Origin of the sequence: Roseinatronobacter sp. S2, assembly GCF_029581395.1 — a bacterium.
Taxonomy (GTDB): domain Bacteria; phylum Pseudomonadota; class Alphaproteobacteria; order Rhodobacterales; family Rhodobacteraceae; genus Roseinatronobacter.
Window position 1 is genome coordinate 1,983,884 of sequence record NZ_CP121113.1, and the last position, 17,324, is coordinate 2,001,207.

Consider the following 17,324-nt stretch of genomic DNA (forward strand, 5'->3'; position numbering starts at 1 on the left):
AAACCCCGCATTTCCATTCCCAGATCTGAAGCGTCGCAGGGGCCGGTTTTGGACCTGCGGCAAGAGAGCAGCGCCTGTCCATTGGAGGGTGCATAACATATCATCGCTTCACTAAAAGGAGGATGCCTATGCGTCGTTTTGATCCAACCCCACTTTACCGTGCCAGTATCGGTTTCGACCACATGGCCGATCTGCTGGACCGTGTCATGTCCAGTGACCTGCAAAACCCCACCTACCCGCCGTATAATATCGAAAGCGTGCAGGAAAATGCCTATCGCATTTCCATTGCCGTGGCGGGTTTCAGCGCCGATGACCTGAGTGTAGAGGTCAAGGAGAGCGCCCTTCTGGTTGCGGGCCGCAGTCAGGACAATGAAGATGGCCGCCAGTTCCTGCACCGCGGCATTGCCACCCGCGCGTTTGAGCGCCGCTTCCATCTGGCCGATCATGTGCGGGTCACGGGTGCTGTGCATCAGGACGGAATGCTGCATATCGATCTGGTGCGCGAATTGCCCGAAGCCCTGAAACCCCGGAAAATTGAAATTCAGGGTGCAGCCCCGCGCCAGATCATGCGCGATAAAGCGGCCTGAGGCACGAAATATAAAGGGCGCTCGGAGTGAGCGCCCTTTATACAAAATACCATGTTTACTTGTTACCAGAACTTACTGACCAGATACTCGTTATCACACTGACTGCACGGGTTTGCGGCCCATGGCATGGCGCTTTGCAGGATCTTGCGACCTATGCTGCACCCGACAACAAACAGACCGATGCCTTGGCGTTGCGCCGCGCGCGTTTGGCGCTGCGTGACCAAGGTAGCGGTGTTTGCGAAGCCTCTGCCTGCGCGATTATACTGCTGATCCAACGTGTGGGTGCTGCTGTCGCCTGCATATGTCGACCTTCCTGCTTGCGTGAACTTCTTAACCTGTTGTTAGGGAATGCAGGTCAAATCGGGCATGACTTGGGCAGGGTCGTGATGATTGAAGGGCAGTGCGCAAGCTGATTCAGGTTTCGCGAAATCCGTCGGGCGGGGAATTCCGGTAATGTGCCAGCCGCGACGCAAGATCGCCAAGATGCAACTCCAGCTTATGCCCGTCAGGGTCCAGAAAATACACCGATTCCCCCTCGGAGCGGTTCTCTTTCCACTGTCGCGCATTGGACGCAATGCGTTGTGCCAGTGCTGAAAAATCATCCGGCGGGCAGGAAAGCGCAAGATGCGTGTCATCGGTGCGTGCGTCAGGGTCGCCATGTTCCAGACACAGCCACAACGTGCCCGCATCCAGATAAGCGCCCTGCGCCCATTGCGCGCGCAACTCGCACCCCAGCACATCGCAGTAAAACCGCACAGAGCGGGGCAGATCAGCCACCACAAGCGTTACATGGTTCACGCCCGTTATGCGGGCAGGTGCCATCTTAGAATCCGTCACTGCCCTGTTGCCATGGTTTGATCAGATTGCCGAAACGCGTGAAGCGCCCCTCAAACGACAACTCGACCGTGCCGATTGGGCCGTGGCGCTGCTTGCCAATGACGACTTCGGCCTTGCCGTGGACAGTTTCCATCTTGGCCTGCCATGCGGCCATCTTTTCCAGCTCGTCATCGCTGGGTTTTTCGCGTTCGCGGTAATATTCATCGCGGTACACGAACATCACCACATCCGCATCTTGTTCAATGGACCCTGATTCGCGCAGGTCCGAAAGTTGCGGGCGTTTGTCTTCGCGGCTTTCAACCTGGCGCGACAGCTGCGACAGCGCGATGACGGGGATGTTCAGTTCCTTGGCAATGGCTTTCAGCCCTTGGGTAATCTCTGACACCTCCTGCACGCGGCTTTCCTTGGATGTGCCGCGCAGCAGTTGCAGGTAATCCACCATCAGCACATCCAGCCCATGCGTGCGCTTCAGCCGCCGCGCGCGGGCGGCCACCTGCGCAATCGGCAGGGCGGGAGTGTCGTCGATATAAAGCGGGCAGGCTTCCAGTGACTTGGCGGCCTCAACAAAGCGGCGGAATTCTTCTTCGGTCATGTCGCCACGGCGTATCTGTTCGCTGGGCACCTCGGACGCTTCCGACAGAATACGCGCGGCCAGCTGCTCGGCGCTCATTTCCAGACTGTAGAAGCCCACGACACCGCCCTGAACGGCCCCTTCGGACCCGTCAGGTTTTTGCCCGCGCTTATAGGCTTTGGCGATGTTGAAGGCGATATTCGTCGCAAGCGATGTTTTCCCCATCGACGGGCGACCGGCCAGAATAATCAGGTCCGACGGGTGCAGCCCGCCCAGCTTTTTGTCCAGATCAATCAATCCGGTGGAAATACCTGCAAGCCCGCCATCGCGCTGATAGGCGGCATTGGCGATATTCACGGCTTCCGTCACCGCCTTCAGAAAACTTTGGAACCCGCGTTCGGCCACACCCTGTTCGGCCAGTTTATACAGCCGCTGTTCGGCCTCGATGATCTGTTCTTTTGGTTCAGACGCAACATCCATCTGGGATGCGCGCGCCGAAATATCCTGCCCCAGCCGGATCAGGTCGCGCCGCACCGCCAGTTCATAGATCATCTGCGCATAATCGCGCGCCGCATAGGCCGAAATCGCCGCCGCCGCCAGACGCGCCAGATAGGCCGGACCGCCCAGTTCCTTCAGCCCTTCATCATCTTCCATGAAGGCCTTGATCGTCACCGGACTGGCCAGCGCGTTTTTCAAAATACGCGCCGCCGCGATTTCAAAAATACGCTGATGCACCGGATCAAAGAAATGCGCAGGCTTTACCAGTGTCGAAATCCGGTCATACACATCGTTATTGACCAGAATTGCCCCAAGAAGCTGTTGTTCGGCTTCTATATTATGGGGCATTGTGTCAGGGGTCGCTGTGTCCCCCGACCGGATCGTTGTGATCTCGTTCATGCCTGTTACCGCCAGTGTCCATGCTCAATAGCGCATACACTAGCAGGATTCGGGCCTGATGCGCAAATTGTATAAGCCTGTGCATGGTCTGTGGATAAGCGTGATGTGGTGGTTGCGCGAATATACGCCGCAATATCTGGTGGTTGCGGGGTGGATTGGGCTGTGCGCGGATGATGTGCCCGCTCTTGCCCCTTCCCGCCCCTTGGGCTAAGGCCAAGCCGACCCTGACAGGAGTGTCCGATCATGGCAAAAACCAAAGGCCCCAGACGCCCGAAAGCCGAAACCCCCAAAGGGTTCCGCGACTATTTCGGCACCGAAGTAACCGCGCGCAAGGCGATGCTGGACAAGATCGCGGATGTGTATCATCGCTACGGGTTCGACGCGCTGGAAACATCCGCCGTGGAAACCGTTGAGGCTTTGGGGAAATTCCTGCCTGATGTGGACCGCCCCAATGAAGGTGTGTTCGCGTGGGAAGAAGATGCCGACTGGCTGGCGCTGCGCTATGACCTGACAGCGCCGCTGGCGCGCGTGGCCGCGCAGTATCGGCAGGATTTGCCGACCCCTTACCGCCGCTATGCGATGGGCCCTGTCTGGCGCAATGAAAAACCCGGTCCGGGGCGGTTCCGGCAGTTTTATCAATGCGATGCCGACACGGTTGGGGCGGCGTCAGTGGCCGCAGATGCCGAGATCTGCGCGATGCTGTCGGACGCGTTGGAGGAAGTGGGGATAGAGCGCGGGGATTACGTCATCCGCGTGAACAACCGCAAGGTGCTGAATGGGGTGATGGAGGTTGCGGGGATATTGGACCCCGCCGACCCTGAAAAATTCGCCAGCGAGCGCGGAATTGTCCTGCGCGCCATCGACAAGCTGGACCGCCTTGGCGTGGAGGGCGTGCGCGCGCTGCTGGGCGAAGGGCGCAAGGATGAGAGCGGGGATTTTTCCAAGGGAGCGGGGCTAACCGATGCACAGGCATACGTTATCCTGCAATTCTTTGATTTCAACGCCCAGCGCGAACGTCGACTTCGGAACCTAGAAAAGCTGGAGAGTGGCTCAAGCGGAAGACTGGAAGAAAAGTCCCGCGAGGCCATTCTCGCAGGTGACTACCGAAACACCGGTATTCCAATAGAATGGCGTCAACGGCTAAACGATTTCACTGTCTCGGTTCTTCGCGGTTTAGTTGATGGCTCAGTTCCGGATATACCTGCTTCGGAAGTAGGACTGGCGGGCGTCGACGAGCTTGAACAAATTGCGGCACTCCTCAAGGCACAAGATTACGGCCCTGACCGTATCATCATCGACCCCTCGGTGGTGCGCGGCCTCGGCTATTACACTGGCCCTGTGTTCGAAGCTGAACTGACCTTTGAAATTCATGATGAAAAAGGCCGCCCGCGCCAGTTTGGCAGCGTGGCAGGTGGCGGGCGTTATGATGATCTGGTCAAGCGCTTCACTGGCCAGTCCGTGCCTGCAACCGGCGTCAGCATTGGCGTGGACCGTCTGTTGGCCGCACTTGCCGCCAAAGGGCGGCTGGACACCACCGCGCAAGGGCCGGTTGTCGTGACCGTGATGGACCGCGACCGTATGGCGGATTACATGTCTTTGGTAAAGATGTTGCGCGACGCTGATCTTGACCCGAATGATCCGGGCAAAGGCAAGATTCGCGCAGAAATGTATCTGGGCAATCCCAAAAACTTCGGCAACCAGTTGAAATATGCCGATAAACGCGGCAGCCCCATCGCCATTATTCAAGGCGGGGACGAAGCCGCCAAGGGTGTTGTGCAGATCAAGGACTTAATCCTTGGCGCGAAGATCGCCCAGCAAGCCACTGTAGAAGAATGGAAATCCCAGCCTGCACAGGTAGAAGTGCTCATTGAGAATATGGTGCAGGCCGTGCGTGATATTCTGGACCGCCACAGATGAACGCCGCTGAAACCCTTGCGCAAACCCTTTTGGCGCAGATGCAGGACGCCGGTGCGCAACTGGTCACCGCCGATATTCTGCAACCCGCCGAAACGCTGCTGGATTTATATGGCGAGGATATTCGCGCGCGCGCCTATGTCACCCATGATCCCGCGCTTGGCGAAATGATGCTGCGCCCTGATTTTACGGTGCCGGTGGTGCAGGCGCATATGCAGGGCGGTGCGGAACCGGCGCGCTATTGCTATGCGGGGCCGGTTTTCCGTAAGCAAGACCAGGGGCGCGCGCGCGAATATCTGCAAGTGGGCTATGAAGTGTTTGCCCGCGACAACCCCGCCCGCGCCGACGCCGAAGTGTTTGCGCATTTCGCGCAGCTTTTGTCGGGCTATGACCTGCGCCCTGTCACCGGCGATACTGGCATTCTGAAAGCCGCCGTTGCAGGGCTGGACACAAGCGCGCGGCGCAAGGCGGCCTTGATGCGCCATATCTGGCGGCCAAAGCGGTTTCGCGCGCTGCTGGAACGGATGGGCGGGCAGGGACCGCTTGCCGCGCCGCGCGCCGATTTGCTGCGTGCCTTGCGGGACGTGCCACCGGAACAGGCGGGGCCAGTGGTGGGCCTGCGCAGCAAGGACGAGATTGCCGCGCGCATTGCGGCCCTGATCGAAGATGCCGCCACCCCGCCCTTGCCTGCCAGCCAGATCGCCGCCGTGGAAGCGGTGCTGAACCTGCGCGGGTCGGCGCGCGATGTGGCGCGTGATTTGCGCGCGCAGGGCTGGGATGCGCTGACCCCCGCGCTGGACCGGCTGACTGCGCGACTGGACGCGCTGCAAGATGCGGGCATTGACACAGGCAATCTGCCGTTTGAAGCCAGCTACGGGCGCACCACGATGGAATATTACGACGGGTTCGTGTTCGGGTTCATCGCCGACCGCGCGGACCTGCCCCCCGTGGCCACAGGCGGGCGCTATGATGCGCTGACCGCCGTTCTGGGACAGGGGCGCGCCATTCCGGCCGTGGGCGGCGTGATCCGCCCCGACAGCCTGATTGCACTGGGCCTGATTGCACCAGGGGGGGGCGCATGATGTTGAAACTGGGGGTGCCGTCCAAGGGGCGGTTGATGGAAAAGACCTTTGACTGGTTTGCAACCCATGGCCTGACATTGAAACGCACCGGCGCAGACCGCGAATATGCGGGCAGTGTCGCGGGCGTGGACGGCGTGCAACTGGTGTTGCTGTCGGCCAGTGAAATTCCGCGCGAACTGGCGGCGGGGCGCATTCATCTGGGGGTGACAGGGTCCGATCTGGTGCGCGAAACACTGGCCGACTGGCAGGCGCAGGTCATGGAACTGGCGCTTATGGGCTTTGGTCATGCGGATCTGGTGGTGGCCGTACCCAAAGCGTGGGTGGATGTCGAAACGCTGGATGATCTGGATGCCGTGGCGGCCGCGTTTCGGGCGCGCCACGGGTTCCGGCTGCGCATTGCGACGAAATATCACCGTCTGGTGCGCGAGTATCTGCGCGCCCATGGTGTGGCGGATTACCAGCTTGTTGACAGTCAGGGCGCGACCGAAGGCACGATCAAGAACCTGACCGCCGAGGCGATTGCCGACATCACATCCACCGGTGAAACGCTAAGTGCGAACCACCTGAAAATCCTGCGCGATACGCCTGTGCATTGCTCTCAGGCGACGCTGTTTGCCAGCCGCGCGGCGGATTGGGACGGTGTCGCGGAAACTCGTGCGCGCCTGTTTGCGAAACTGGGTGTGGGGGATGTGTCGGGGCTGGGCCGGTAAGGTCAGATCGTTCGATGTGTGTCTGGGCATTCAAAGGCCGCAGGCCACAGCCTTATTCTCGCGTGCGCAGGTCCAGCCAGATCCCGTCGCGGGCGCGCACGGTCATATGCGCCATGGGCACTGGCACGCGTTCGGGCATGGCGCGAAAATCCCAACTGCACAGCAGCCGCGCCAGTATCAGCACGGCTTCGGCCATGGCAAAGCCCGCCCCTGTGCACACACGCGGCCCTGTCGAGAATGGAATGAACCCGTCGCGGGCATGGCCTTTGGTCTGTGGTTGTTGCCAGCGTTCGGGGCGGAACTCATGCGGGTCGGGCCAGATACCTTCGTGCCGGCCCAGATGCCACGGGCTGACAATAACCTGCGCGCCGCGCGCAAGGTGGCGCCCGCGAAAACACTCTGCCCGCGCGGTTTCGCGCACCAACATCGGGACGGGCGGATAAAGCCGCAGCGCCTCGCGGAAGGTGTCGCGGATCAGCGGGAATTGCTTCAGCACCCCGAATTCCGGCGCGGTGCCACTTGCGACATAGGGCGCAAGGGCCTGCGCTTCCTGCGCCAGTTTGTCCTGCCAGTCGGGATGGGTCGCAATCAGGTATAACGTCCACGCCAGCGCCGAGGCACTGGTTTCATGCCCCGCCAGAAAGAAGATCGCGACCTGATCGACCATTTCGGCGGTATCAAACGTGCTGCCGGTTTCAGGGTCGCGCGTGGTCATGATTTTGGTGGCCAGATCATCAGGGGCGGTGCCTGCATGGATGGCGGCCATGCGTTCGGTGGTCATATGCGTGATCAGCGCGCGGATACGCGCGGCGGTGGCGCGTGTCTGGCGTGGAAAGAAACGCGGCATCCATGCAGGCAGGGGCACAAGGGCTGCAATGTTCAGAATAGGTGCGCTACGCTGATGGGCGCGGAAGGTGCGGTAAACTTCGGCGGCGGTGCCATCGGCAATGGGCACGGAAAACAGCGTGCGAAAAATCACATCGGCGGCGGCGTGACTCATCTCCCCCTCAATCTCGACCTGTCCGGTTTGCAGGCGGCGGGCGGCGGCCTGTGCTGCGTCCCACATTGCGGGAAATGTGTCGCGCAGCCGCCCGCCTTCGAATGCGGGGTCGATGATGCGGCGCTGGCGTGCCCAGTCGTCGCCATTGGTCACAAAGACCGAATTGCCCAGCAGCAACCGCAACCCTTCGCGCACGCGGTCGGATTTCGGGAAATCGCGCGGGCGGTCTTGCAGCACCAGCCGCACCAGTTCGGGCGTGTTGACGGTGACGGAATGCACAAACGGCAGCTTCACTTCGGCCATTTTTGCGCGGTACAGGCGTGCGGGCTGCGTCGACAGGATGTCGCGCCGGAACATGGCCAGATGGCGCCAGAATGGCACGCGGTCGGGGCGGTGCTCGGGCATGGGCGGGCGGGTCATGGCAGGCGCGCGCTTTGTGGCAGGTAGCAGTCATGCGACACCGACGCCGACGGTTTGCGGTCGCGGAAGCGGTCTGCCAATGTCAGCGGGCCTGCGGTGATCAGGAAATAGTCGTAATCTTTTGGGGCATCAAACGCGCAAAGATACTGGAAATGCAGCCGGAAATACCGGCGGCGCAATTTGCGGTAGGTCTCAGCGCGCAGGCTTTGGGTGAAGGCTGCGGAAATAACCAAGGGCCAGCGCTTGCCAGTCTCAGGGGCCGCACCGGAACTGGCGACAGGGTCGCATAGCGCATAGCAGCACCCATCGCCGGGCGCCGTGACATCCAACCAGAACAATTCGGGGCGGGTGGACAAATAGCGCAGATCAAGGCGCAGATCCTGCGCATCGGGTAGGTAGGATTGCATCGGCACCGCATGGCCCAGCGACATGAATCCCAGATCAGGGACTGTATCTGTGGCGTGGCCTGCGCGGATGACACGCGCCAGCACCGACACGCCCAGATGCACGCCCGAGGAATGGCCCACAACCAGCACTTCGTCCAGATCGGGGTTTTGCAGCGCCTGCGCGATCAGGTTCGCAAACTCATCCAGCCGCGTTTCCAGTTCCGGCGGGTTGCGGCCCTTATGCTTGGCTGTGAACGCGAAATCCAGCAGCAGGTAATGCACGAAAAACTTGCCATCAATCTTGCGAAACCCGTGCAGGATGGGTGCCACCACCCCCAGACCCAACGCATAACCCAGCCATTGGGGCAGCACATGTGCCAGCCCCCAGCCAACCAGCCCCGCCACAGCCAGCGCGGTTGCCAACTGACCCAGCAACATGATCACCGGATACATGGCCGCAATGCCCGGACCCGCGCGCAGCCGGAACAGCCGGAACATGACCCCGCCGGAAAAGTAAATCCATGCCGTGCGCACCAGCAGTGCATAGGTGGCCCAGATGCCCGCCTGCATGGAATCGCGCACGATATCGGACCATTGCAGAATCACGATGTCGGTTTCGGTATTGTGCCCGTCAACCGCCGCGCTGACATGCCAGCCATAGGGGCCATCTGTGGCAGGTTTGGGCTGCTGGTTTATCCGGTAGCCGGAAATCCCTGCCTGAAGGGCAGATTCGGTGCGATACAATTCGCGGTAGCGGCGCGGGGGGAAAGGATCATAGCCGGGAATATAGAACACATGACGGCGGCGCACGCGTGTGCGTGTTGTGCTGTCCTTTGTCTGGGAATCGGCCATGTGACGCGCCCGTTTTGCCTGCTGGCTGCGATGATAGTCCTGAAAACGGGTGAAAATAAGCCCTGTCCTGCACATCAATGTGACCGCGCGGTTCAAATCCGGGGCACGGGTTGCATCCTGCTTTGGAACCAGCAAGACTGATGCGGCCAGATCAAGGGCACATGTGTTTGGCAAAACAGGAGGACAGAATGGCCGTTTCCCCACCCGTATGCGATTTTGGCTGGAAGGCACCCGATTTCAAGCTGGCCGCCACAGATGGGCGCAGCTACACATTGAATGACATCAAGGGGCCGAAGGGCGCGTTGGTCATGTTCATCTGCAACCATTGCCCCTATGTGCTGTCCGCGCTTGATCGTATCCTGCGCGATGCCCGCGATTTGCAGGCGATGGGCGTGGGCGTGGCCGCAATCTGTGCCAATGATGCGCGCGCATATCCCGCCGACAGTTTCGACAAGATGGTTGAACTGGCGCGCAAACATGATTTCCCGTTCCCCTATCTGCATGATGACACGCAAAGCGTGGCGCGGGCATGGGGGGCGGAATGCACGCCGGATTTCTTTGGCCTGAATGCGGACGGGGAATTGCAATATCGCGGGCGGCTGGACAGCGCAGCTCGCACCCCTGCGCCCGAAGGTGCCCGCCGCGACCTTTTTGAGGCCATGACGCAGATCGCGCAAACCGGGTCTGGCCCGCGCGATCAGGTGGCATCCATGGGGTGTTCGATCAAATGGAAATCCGCCTGAGGGCGGGGCCTTACAGCATTGATGGCAAAACCTGATCCGGCGGGCGGTGCCCGTCGGCGAAGGTTTTGATATTGATGATCACTTTCTCGCCCATCTCGACCCGGCCTTCCAGTGTGGCCGACCCCATATGCGGCAGCAGCACCACATTGGGCAATTCGCGCAGCCGCGGGTTGATGTCATTGCCGCGTTCAAACACATCCAGCCCTGCGCCCGCAATTTCGCCCGCGCGCAAGCCGCGTGTCAGGGCGTTTTCGTCGATCACCTCCCCGCGCGAGGTGTTGATGACAACGGCGGTCGGTTTTAGCAATTTCAGGCGCCGCGCATTCAGCAGGTGAAAGGTAGATGGCGTGTGCGGGCAGTTGATGGAAATCACATCCATACGCGCCACCATCTGGTCCAGACTTTCCCACCATGTGGCTTCCAGCTTTTCTTCGACCTCGGGGCGCAGGCGGCGGCGGTTGTGGTAGTGAATTTGCATGCCAAACGCCTGCGCACGCCGCGCCACGGCCTGTCCAATGCGGCCCATGCCCAGGATACCCAGCCGCTTGCCGCCGATGCGCGTGCCCAGATTGGCCAGCGGGGACCAGCCCTGCCATGTGCCCGCCTGCATTTTCTGTAACCCTTGCGGTATCTTGCGGGTGACGGCCAGCATCAGCGCCAGCGCCATATCGGCGGTATCTTCGGTCAGCACACCGGGGGTGTTGGACACCAGAATGCCGCGCTGGCGCGCTGATTGCACATCGATATGGTCCACGCCTGCGCCAAAATTGGCAATCAGCTTCAGCCGCTCGCCTGCGCCCGCCATCAGGCTTGCATCGATATCGTCGGTGATGGTGGGCACCAGCACATCTGTGCTGCGCATCGCCTGCGCCAGCTCGTCGCGGGTCATGGGGGTGTCGTCGTCACGCAATGTGACATCGAACAGTTCCTTCAGGCGTGTTTCAACCACGTCAGGCAGGCGTCGCGTTACGACAACACTCAGGCGTTGTGTGGGCATGTCTGCGTCTCACCTCTTTGCAAGTCAGGGGCTTTCTGGCAAAGTGCATTGAACTGGGGCAGGCTGCAAGCACGCATTGCACAATGTCACAGGTAAAAGACCAAATGAACGGCAATGAAGTCGGGCAGTCACCGATCACGGGAAAACCCGGGGCAGACAGGCAAAATGATGTATATCAAATATCTACTTGTGGCAGTTATGGCCGCGTCACCCGTGACTGCACTGGAGCTGGAGCGCGGTCCGATCACGAACCTGCCTTTGCCACGCTATGTCACAATGAAGGCAAGCGAAGGCAATGCGCGGCGGGGACCTGACACATCGCACCGCGTAGACTGGGTGTTCACGCGTCGTGACCTGCCATTGCGCGTGACGGCCGAATACGAACACTGGCGCCGCGTGGAAGATGCCGAAGGGCAGGGTGGCTGGATGCATTATGCGCTGTTATCAGGTGTGCGTTCCGTGCTGGTGCAGGGCGATATGGTCCAGATGCATAACACCCCCGATGCGGGTTCCAGCGTTGCAGCCCTGCTGGAACGTGGCGTCATCGCGCATTTGCGCGCCTGCCAGATTGACTGGTGCAGGCTGGAAGTGGACAGCGCGCGCGGATGGGTGGAAAAGCGCCACATCTGGGGTGTTGCTGCGGATGAAGAATTCTAGACCTGTGGTTAGGCGTCAGGCGCTGCGGCAAGGTTGCCCCTCGCTTATGGTGGACCCGAAGGCATAGACAAAGCCCGCGCCATCGGTGGGCCGGGGTCTGCCGATCCGGCGTTCAATGAATGCAATTTATGCAAGCGCCATACTCCGACATCTAAGGCTTGGCGTGTCACTGGCCAAATCGGCAGGCCGCGGGACGGCCCGCCGATGGCGCGGCGGCCTGCGGCCTTGTCCCGCACCTTGGGTGTTTTTTGCCTTCGGGGCACAATCACCCGTGAGTAATTAAGTGTAATTATAACAGTGATTTAAGTTTCTTCTTCAACCCCAATCACGCCCTGATCCGGCTGACACCCAGTTGCGACAGGTTGTCATCGACCATGTCGCGCAATTGCGGGCTTGCAGGGCGCGCGCGGGGGTAAAGCGGGGCCGCGCGATCATCCAGAACGCTGCCCCAGCCGGTGGTTGTCGCAAAGAAACGCGCCACGCCATCACTGCCAAATTCCGCCAGAAACCCCGCGACCACAACATCCAGATAACTAAGATGGACCTGATGTGGCGGACCGGGCAGGTCGGACGTGTCCAGTGACACCGCATAGATCTGCGCAATCACAGGTTCGGGGGAATCGTGGCTTAGGTGGTCATCGGGCACGGGATGGCGCAGATAGCCGGTTTCCCGCAGATCAAGTGCCGCCCAGTCTGCGCCGGGAACACGCGCAATCAACCCGTCAATGCGCGCGTCAGGGTCGGGCACGACACTTAGAAACGTGTGGTTCAGGTGGTGCGACACGCGCCATTCCCGCCGCCAGCCGCGAATCGCGGCGCGGTGGGCGTCGGTATAATCATGGGTCTGGCGATTCACCAAAGACCCGTAGCCGAAGAAATAAGGATCACTCATGATGCATTTCTGAACAGTTTGGCGCCTGTGTGCAAGTCTGGCATTTTTACTTGCCAAATGCGCCGACTTTCCGCTACCAGAAAGGCGCAGACACGGGAGACGCTGATCGCAAGGTCAGGGCCGAAGGAGCAACCGCCCCGGTAAACTCTCAGGCAAAAGGACCGGTTTGCACAACAGACTCTGGAGAGAGGTGCGCCTTGAGTGGCGGCCCGCCGAAGGGATAGCGATCTCAGGCGCACAGGACAGAGGGGGCATGGAACGCGGCCAGCGCGCCGCAACATGGACCCGGGCCGTCTGGCCCAACCGGAAGGGGCAGTATGACCGATTCGCAAACCGACCTGCGGCGCACCGCATTGCATGCATTGCATCTGGAACTGGGGGCTAAAATGGTGCCCTTCGCGGGCTATGACATGCCGGTGCAATATCCGATGGGGGTGATGGGAGAGCATCTGCATTGCCGCGACAAGGCAGGCTTGTTCGATGTCAGCCATATGGGGCAAGTCATCCTGCGTGGCCCTGATGCCGCGCTGGCGCTGGAACGGCTGGTGCCTGTGGCGCTGGCGGAACTGCCGCAAGGGCGGCAGCGCTATGCGATGTTCACCAATGACGCGGGCGGTATTCTGGATGATCTGATGGTGGCCAATCGCGGCGACCATGTGCTGGCGGTTGTGAATGCGGCCTGCAAGGCGGTGGATCTGGCACATATGCAGGATAATCTGCGGGAACTGGACGTAACCGAAGTCACTGACCGTGCCTTGCTGGCATTGCAAGGCCCGCGCGCCGAAGGCGTTCTGTCCGGGCTTTTGCCCGAAGTCGCCAAGATGCGTTTCATGGATGTGGCCGATCATGACTGGAACGGTGTCCCGCTGTGGGTGTCAAGGTCGGGCTATACCGGCGAGGACGGGTTTGAAATTTCGCTGCCAGAGGCACATGCAGAAGGCTTTGCCCGCGCGCTTCTGGCCCATCCCGATGTCGCGCCAGTTGGTCTGGGCGCGCGCGACAGCCTGCGTCTGGAAGCGGGGCTGTGCCTTTATGGCAATGATATTGACACAACCACCACCCCGATCGCGGCTGGACTGACCTGGGCCATTCAGAAGGCGCGTAGGGCGGCCGGCGCGCGCGCCGGCGGTTTTCCCGGTGCGGATGTTATTTTGCCGCAACTGGCACAAGGTGCGCCGCGCCAGCGTGTGGGGCTGTTGCCCGACGGGCGCGCACCCATGCGTGCGGGCACAGCGCTGTTTGCCACACAAGACAGCGAAACGCAGATCGGCACCATCACATCCGGCGGGTTCGGCCCGTCACTGGGGCGACCTGTCGCCATGGGATATGTGCCTGCCCAATACGCGGGCGCTGGCACGGAACTTTCGGCCGAATTGCGCGGCAAGCGTTTGCCTGTGCGCGTGGCCGCTTTACCCTTTCGCCCATCTAACTACAGCAAATGAGGGACACTATGCGTTTTACCGAAGAACATGAATGGCTGCGCGTCGAAGGCGATGTCGTGGTCGTGGGTATTACCGAACATGCCGCTGAACAGCTTGGCGATGTGGTATTCGTGGAATTGCCTGAAATTGAAGCGATGGTGGCTAAGGGCGACGAAGTCTGCGTCATCGAATCGGTCAAGGCCGCCAGTGACATTCTGGCCCCGGTCGATGGCGAGATTGTCGCGGTCAATGAAGCGCTTGTCGACAGCCCCGCGCTGGTCAATGAAGACCCGCAAGGGGATGCGTGGTTTTTCAAGATGAAACTCGATGATCTTGGCGTTCTGGACGATCTGATGTCCGAGGACGAATACAAGGAATTTCTGGGCTGATGGCCCATTGGCGGAGAGACGCATGACCTATACCCCCACGGATTATGACCCTTATGATTTTGCCAATCGCCGCCATATCGGGCCAACGCCCGAAGAAATGGCGCAGATGCTGGATGCAGTGGGCTGCGACAGTCTGGAGCAGTTGATTGACCAGACCATTCCCGACGATCTGCGACAGGCCGACCCTCTGACATGGGCACCCATGTCAGAGGGGGAATTGCTGGCAAAATTGCGGGCCGTGGGGGCAAAGAACCGGATCATGACCAGCCTGATCGGGCAGGGCTATTACGGCACGGTCACCCCGCCAGCGATTTTGCGCAATATCTTTGAGAATCCGGCATGGTATACGGCCTATACCCCCTATCAGCCCGAAATTGCCCAAGGGCGTCTGGAAGCGCTGCTGAATTTTCAGACTATGGTGGCCGATCTGACGGGCCTGCCTGTTGCCAATGCGTCGCTTCTGGACGAATCCACCGCATGCGCCGAAGCCATGGTCATGGCGCAGCGGGTCGCCAAATCGAAAGCGCAGGCATTTTTTGTGGATGAAAACTGCCATCCGCAGAATATCGCGGTCATGCAAACCCGCGCGGCCCCTTTGGGGATCGAAGTTATTGTGGGCGCGCCTGACAGCTTGCAGCCGGAACAGGTTTTCGGGGCGATTTTTCAGTATCCCGGCACCCATGGCGACCTGCGTGATTTCACACCCCAGATCGCGGCCTTGCATGACGCCAAGGCGCTGGCGATCATGGCAACCGACCTGCTGGCGCTGACCATGATCCGCGAACCGGGCAGCCTTGGGGCCGATATTGCGGTAGGGTCTGCGCAGCGGTTTGGTGTGCCCATGGGCTATGGTGGCCCGCATGCGGCGTTTATGTCGTGCCGTGACGACTATAAGCGGGCCATGCCGGGGCGTATTGTCGGTGTCAGCATTGATGCGCGCGGCAATCGCGCCTACCGCCTGTCGCTGCAAACCCGCGAACAACATATCCGGCGCGAGAAGGCGACAAGCAATGTCTGCACCGCGCAGGCGCTTCTGGCGGTCATGGCGTCGATGTATGCGGTGTTTCATGGTCCCAAAGGGCTGCGCGCCATTGCGGAACGGGTGCATTTCCGCACGCAGCGGCTGTATCATGCGCTGCGCGCAGCGGGCGCGCGTGTGATGGTCAAGGATTTCTTTGACACGATCACAGTCGATGTTGGCGTGGGGCAAGCGGGTATTCTGGCCGCCGCACGGCACGAAGGGCTGAACCTGCGCAAGGTTGGTGCAACACATGTGGGCATTTCGCTGGATGAAACCACAGATGAGCAGGTCTTGCTCCGCGTCTTGCGGGTATTCGGCATCGAAGGGGTGCCGCCCCACCGCGCGGAACTGGGATTTGACGAGAGCTTCCTGCGCGAAAGCGACTACCTGACCCACCCCATTTTCCATATGAACCGCGCGGAAACGGAAATGATGCGCTATATGCGCCGCCTGTCCGACCGCGACCTGGCGCTGGACCGCGCGATGATCCCGCTGGGGTCTTGCACCATGAAACTGAACGCGGCGGCAGAAATGATCCCGCTGTCCTGGCCGGAATTTTCCACCCTGCACCCGTTCTGCCCGCCCGATCAGGCGCAGGGCTATGCGCAGGCGATTTCCGACCTGAAGGCGAAATTGTGTGAAATCACCGGCTATGACGCCATGTCGATGCAGCCCAATTCCGGCGCGCAGGGCGAATATGCGGGCTTGCTGACGATTCAGGCCTATCACCGCGCGCGCGGGCAGGGGCACCGCGATGTCTGTCTGATCCCCGTGTCGGCACATGGCACCAACCCCGCCAGCGCGCAGATGTGCGGCATGAAGGTGGTTGTCGTCAAATCCAGCGCGAATGGCGATGTGGATCTGGATGACTTCCGCGAAAAGGCCATCAAGGCAGGCGACCGTCTGGCGGCCTGCATGATCACCTATCCCAGCACGCATGGTGTGTTCGAAGAAACCGTGCGCGAGGTTTGCGCCATAACCCATGACCATGGCGGGCAGGTCTATATTGACGGGGCAAACCTGAATGCCATGGTCGGGCTGGTCAAACCGGGCGATATTGGCGGCGATGTCAGCCACCTGAACCTGCACAAGACCTTTGCAATCCCGCATGGTGGGGGTGGCCCCGGCATGGGGCCAATCGGGGTGAAGGCGCATCTGGCGCCGTTCCTGCCCGGACATCCTGAAATTGGCGGGGCTGAAGGGCCGGTATCGGCGGCACCTTACGGGTCGGCGTCCATTTTGCTGATTTCATGGGCCTATTGCCTGATGATGGGCGGCGCGGGCCTGACACAGGCCACGCGCGTGGCCATCCTGAACGCCAATTACATCGCCGCGCGGTTGCGCGGGGCCTATGACATCTTGTTCATGGGCAACAAGGGCCGTGTGGCGCATGAATGCATCATTGACACCCGCCCCTTCGCCAAGGCCGGTATCACCGTAGATGACATTGCCAAGCGATTGATTGATAACGGTTTCCACGCCCCAACCATGAGCTGGCCAGTTTCGGGCACCTTGATGGTGGAACCCACCGAATCGGAGACCAAGGCCGAGATTGACCGTTTCATCACAGCACTTCTGGCCATCCGCGATGAAATCCGCGCGGTCGAGGATGGCACGATGGATGCCAATGACAACCCGCTGAAACACGCCCCCCACACGGTCGAGGATCTGGTGGCGGATTGGGATCGGCCTTACTCGCGCGAAGCTGGATGTTTCCCACCCGCGAGTTTCAGGGGCGACAAATACTGGCCGCCCGTGGGGCGCGTGGACAATGTGTTCGGCGACCGTAATCTGGTCTGCACCTGCCCACCTGTGGAAAGCTACCTAGACGCGGCAGAATAACGTCGCGCGACACTCTGTATCAGCGGCCCCGATCATTTTCGGGGCCGCATTGCATTTGGGCAGTGGAAGATATGAAACTCTGGCTTTTTGCGGACATCGGGAAAGC

The 17,324-nt window shown here is 60.6% G+C and carries 17 protein-coding genes and 1 riboswitch; of the genes, 11 read left to right on the top strand and 6 right to left on the bottom strand.

Annotated elements, in window-relative coordinates; translation table 11 throughout:
- Positions 1–128 precede the first annotated feature (128 nt).
- Together P8S53_RS09445 and P8S53_RS09450 are read left to right on the top strand one after the other, a co-directional pair.
- A complete protein-coding gene (locus P8S53_RS09445) occupies positions 129–587 on the top strand; it encodes an Hsp20 family protein (protein WP_277803715.1) in 459 nt (152 codons plus the stop codon).
- 26 nt (positions 588–613) lie between these two features.
- Positions 614–1,000 (top strand): hypothetical protein, encoded by a 387-nt coding sequence (locus tag P8S53_RS09450; RefSeq protein WP_277803716.1) that lies wholly within the window; start codon positions 614–616, stop codon positions 998–1,000.
- 1 nt (position 1,001) lies between these two features.
- Here P8S53_RS09450 and P8S53_RS09455 read toward each other — a convergent pair whose 3' ends face one another.
- Together P8S53_RS09455 and P8S53_RS09460 are read right to left on the bottom strand one after the other, a co-directional pair.
- Positions 1,002–1,409: a VOC family protein gene (locus P8S53_RS09455; RefSeq protein WP_277803717.1), complete on the bottom strand. Its 408-nt coding sequence runs from the start codon at positions 1,407–1,409 to the stop codon at positions 1,002–1,004.
- Between the two features lies 1 nt (position 1,410).
- On the bottom strand, positions 1,411–2,892 hold the full coding sequence (locus P8S53_RS09460) for a replicative DNA helicase (protein ID WP_277803718.1): 1,482 nt from the start codon (positions 2,890–2,892) through the stop codon (positions 1,411–1,413).
- Between the two features lie 58 nt (positions 2,893–2,950).
- Here P8S53_RS09460 and P8S53_RS09465 point away from each other — a divergent pair, with 58 nt between their 5' ends.
- The 4 genes from P8S53_RS09465 to hisG are packed head-to-tail and all read left to right on the top strand — an operon-like array spanning position 2,951 to position 6,598.
- On the top strand, positions 2,951–3,103 hold the full coding sequence (locus P8S53_RS09465) for a hypothetical protein (RefSeq protein ID WP_277803719.1): 153 nt from the start codon (positions 2,951–2,953) through the stop codon (positions 3,101–3,103).
- A 32-nt stretch (positions 3,104–3,135) separates the two neighbouring features.
- A complete protein-coding gene (hisS, locus tag P8S53_RS09470) occupies positions 3,136–4,809 on the top strand; it encodes a histidine--tRNA ligase (RefSeq protein ID WP_277803720.1) in 1,674 nt (557 codons plus the stop codon).
- Complete coding sequence (locus P8S53_RS09475) at positions 4,806–5,888, top strand: ATP phosphoribosyltransferase regulatory subunit (RefSeq protein WP_277803721.1); 1,083 nt, start codon at positions 4,806–4,808, stop codon at positions 5,886–5,888. The genes hisS and P8S53_RS09475 overlap by 4 nt, the downstream gene beginning before the upstream one ends.
- Positions 5,885–6,598 carry an ATP phosphoribosyltransferase gene (gene hisG, locus P8S53_RS09480; protein ID WP_277803722.1) on the top strand — a complete coding sequence of 238 codons (714 nt, stop codon included), beginning with the start codon at positions 5,885–5,887 and terminating at the stop codon, positions 6,596–6,598. The genes P8S53_RS09475 and hisG overlap by 4 nt, the downstream gene beginning before the upstream one ends.
- 52 nt (positions 6,599–6,650) lie before the next feature.
- Here the strand turns inward: hisG and P8S53_RS09485 are convergent, their stop codons facing one another.
- Both P8S53_RS09485 and P8S53_RS09490 read right to left on the bottom strand, forming a co-directional pair.
- A complete protein-coding gene (locus tag P8S53_RS09485) occupies positions 6,651–8,018 on the bottom strand; it encodes a cytochrome P450 (RefSeq protein WP_277803723.1) in 1,368 nt (455 codons plus the stop codon).
- Positions 8,015–9,256 carry a hypothetical protein gene (locus P8S53_RS09490; RefSeq protein WP_277803724.1) on the bottom strand — a complete coding sequence of 414 codons (1,242 nt, stop codon included), beginning with the start codon at positions 9,254–9,256 and terminating at the stop codon, positions 8,015–8,017. Before P8S53_RS09490 ends, P8S53_RS09485 begins: the two co-directional genes overlap by 4 nt.
- 188 nt (positions 9,257–9,444) lie before the next feature.
- Here P8S53_RS09490 and P8S53_RS09495 point away from each other — a divergent pair, with 188 nt between their 5' ends.
- On the top strand, positions 9,445–9,999 hold the full coding sequence (locus tag P8S53_RS09495; RefSeq protein WP_277803725.1) for a thioredoxin family protein: 555 nt from the start codon (positions 9,445–9,447) through the stop codon (positions 9,997–9,999).
- A gap of 10 nt (positions 10,000–10,009) precedes the next feature.
- Here the strand turns inward: P8S53_RS09495 and P8S53_RS09500 are convergent, their stop codons facing one another.
- Positions 10,010–10,996: a D-glycerate dehydrogenase gene (locus P8S53_RS09500; protein WP_277803726.1), complete on the bottom strand. Its 987-nt coding sequence runs from the start codon at positions 10,994–10,996 to the stop codon at positions 10,010–10,012.
- Positions 10,997–11,161: 165 nt separating this feature from the next.
- Here P8S53_RS09500 and P8S53_RS09505 point away from each other — a divergent pair, with 165 nt between their 5' ends.
- The gene (locus tag P8S53_RS09505; protein ID WP_277803727.1) at positions 11,162–11,653 is read left to right on the top strand and encodes an SH3 domain-containing protein; all 492 of its coding nucleotides are present in this window, start codon (positions 11,162–11,164) and stop codon (positions 11,651–11,653) included.
- A gap of 325 nt (positions 11,654–11,978) precedes the next feature.
- On the opposite strand, the gene P8S53_RS09510 is transcribed toward P8S53_RS09505, so the two are convergent.
- Positions 11,979–12,545, bottom strand: a complete 567-nt coding sequence (locus tag P8S53_RS09510; RefSeq protein WP_277803728.1) for a gamma-glutamylcyclotransferase family protein — start codon at positions 12,543–12,545, stop codon at positions 11,979–11,981.
- A gap of 82 nt (positions 12,546–12,627) precedes the next feature.
- Positions 12,628–12,719, top strand: a riboswitch (glycine riboswitch).
- Between the two features lie 143 nt (positions 12,720–12,862).
- On the opposite strand from P8S53_RS09510, the gene gcvT reads away from it, so the two are divergent.
- The 3 genes from gcvT to gcvP are packed head-to-tail and all read left to right on the top strand — an operon-like array spanning position 12,863 to position 17,218.
- The gene (gcvT, locus tag P8S53_RS09515) at positions 12,863–13,987 is read left to right on the top strand and encodes a glycine cleavage system aminomethyltransferase GcvT (protein WP_277803729.1); all 1,125 of its coding nucleotides are present in this window, start codon (positions 12,863–12,865) and stop codon (positions 13,985–13,987) included.
- A gap of 8 nt (positions 13,988–13,995) precedes the next feature.
- Positions 13,996–14,355: a glycine cleavage system protein GcvH gene (gene gcvH / locus P8S53_RS09520; protein WP_277803730.1), complete on the top strand. Its 360-nt coding sequence runs from the start codon at positions 13,996–13,998 to the stop codon at positions 14,353–14,355.
- A gap of 22 nt (positions 14,356–14,377) precedes the next feature.
- The gene (gene gcvP / locus P8S53_RS09525) at positions 14,378–17,218 is read left to right on the top strand and encodes an aminomethyl-transferring glycine dehydrogenase (RefSeq protein ID WP_277803731.1); all 2,841 of its coding nucleotides are present in this window, start codon (positions 14,378–14,380) and stop codon (positions 17,216–17,218) included.
- The last annotated feature ends 106 nt before the right edge of the window (positions 17,219–17,324 follow it).

Excerpts from the sequence above, each read along its gene's own strand:
- hisG (WP_277803722.1), top strand. The coding sequence starts at position 5,885 with ATGATGTTGAAACTGGGGGTGCCGTCCAAGGGGCGGTTGATGGAAAAG.
- hisS (WP_277803720.1), top strand. The coding sequence starts at position 3,136 with ATGGCAAAAACCAAAGGCCCCAGACGCCCGAAAGCCGAAACCCCCAAA.
- gcvT (WP_277803729.1), top strand. The coding sequence starts at position 12,863 with ATGACCGATTCGCAAACCGACCTGCGGCGCACCGCATTGCATGCATTG.
- P8S53_RS09495 (WP_277803725.1), top strand. The coding sequence starts at position 9,445 with ATGGCCGTTTCCCCACCCGTATGCGATTTTGGCTGGAAGGCACCCGAT.
- P8S53_RS09505 (WP_277803727.1), top strand. The coding sequence starts at position 11,162 with ATGATGTATATCAAATATCTACTTGTGGCAGTTATGGCCGCGTCACCC.
- P8S53_RS09490 (WP_277803724.1), bottom strand. The coding sequence starts at position 9,256 with ATGGCCGATTCCCAGACAAAGGACAGCACAACACGCACACGCGTGCGC.
- P8S53_RS09510 (WP_277803728.1), bottom strand. The coding sequence starts at position 12,545 with ATGAGTGATCCTTATTTCTTCGGCTACGGGTCTTTGGTGAATCGCCAG.
- gcvH (WP_277803730.1), top strand. The coding sequence starts at position 13,996 with ATGCGTTTTACCGAAGAACATGAATGGCTGCGCGTCGAAGGCGATGTC.
- gcvP (WP_277803731.1), top strand. The coding sequence starts at position 14,378 with ATGACCTATACCCCCACGGATTATGACCCTTATGATTTTGCCAATCGC.
- P8S53_RS09445 (WP_277803715.1), top strand. The coding sequence starts at position 129 with ATGCGTCGTTTTGATCCAACCCCACTTTACCGTGCCAGTATCGGTTTC.
- P8S53_RS09475 (WP_277803721.1), top strand. The coding sequence starts at position 4,806 with ATGAACGCCGCTGAAACCCTTGCGCAAACCCTTTTGGCGCAGATGCAG.
- P8S53_RS09500 (WP_277803726.1), bottom strand. The coding sequence starts at position 10,996 with ATGCCCACACAACGCCTGAGTGTTGTCGTAACGCGACGCCTGCCTGAC.
- P8S53_RS09460 (WP_277803718.1), bottom strand. The coding sequence starts at position 2,892 with ATGAACGAGATCACAACGATCCGGTCGGGGGACACAGCGACCCCTGAC.
- P8S53_RS09465 (WP_277803719.1), top strand. The coding sequence starts at position 2,951 with ATGCGCAAATTGTATAAGCCTGTGCATGGTCTGTGGATAAGCGTGATG.
- P8S53_RS09455 (WP_277803717.1), bottom strand. The coding sequence starts at position 1,409 with ATGGCACCTGCCCGCATAACGGGCGTGAACCATGTAACGCTTGTGGTG.
- P8S53_RS09485 (WP_277803723.1), bottom strand. The coding sequence starts at position 8,018 with ATGACCCGCCCGCCCATGCCCGAGCACCGCCCCGACCGCGTGCCATTC.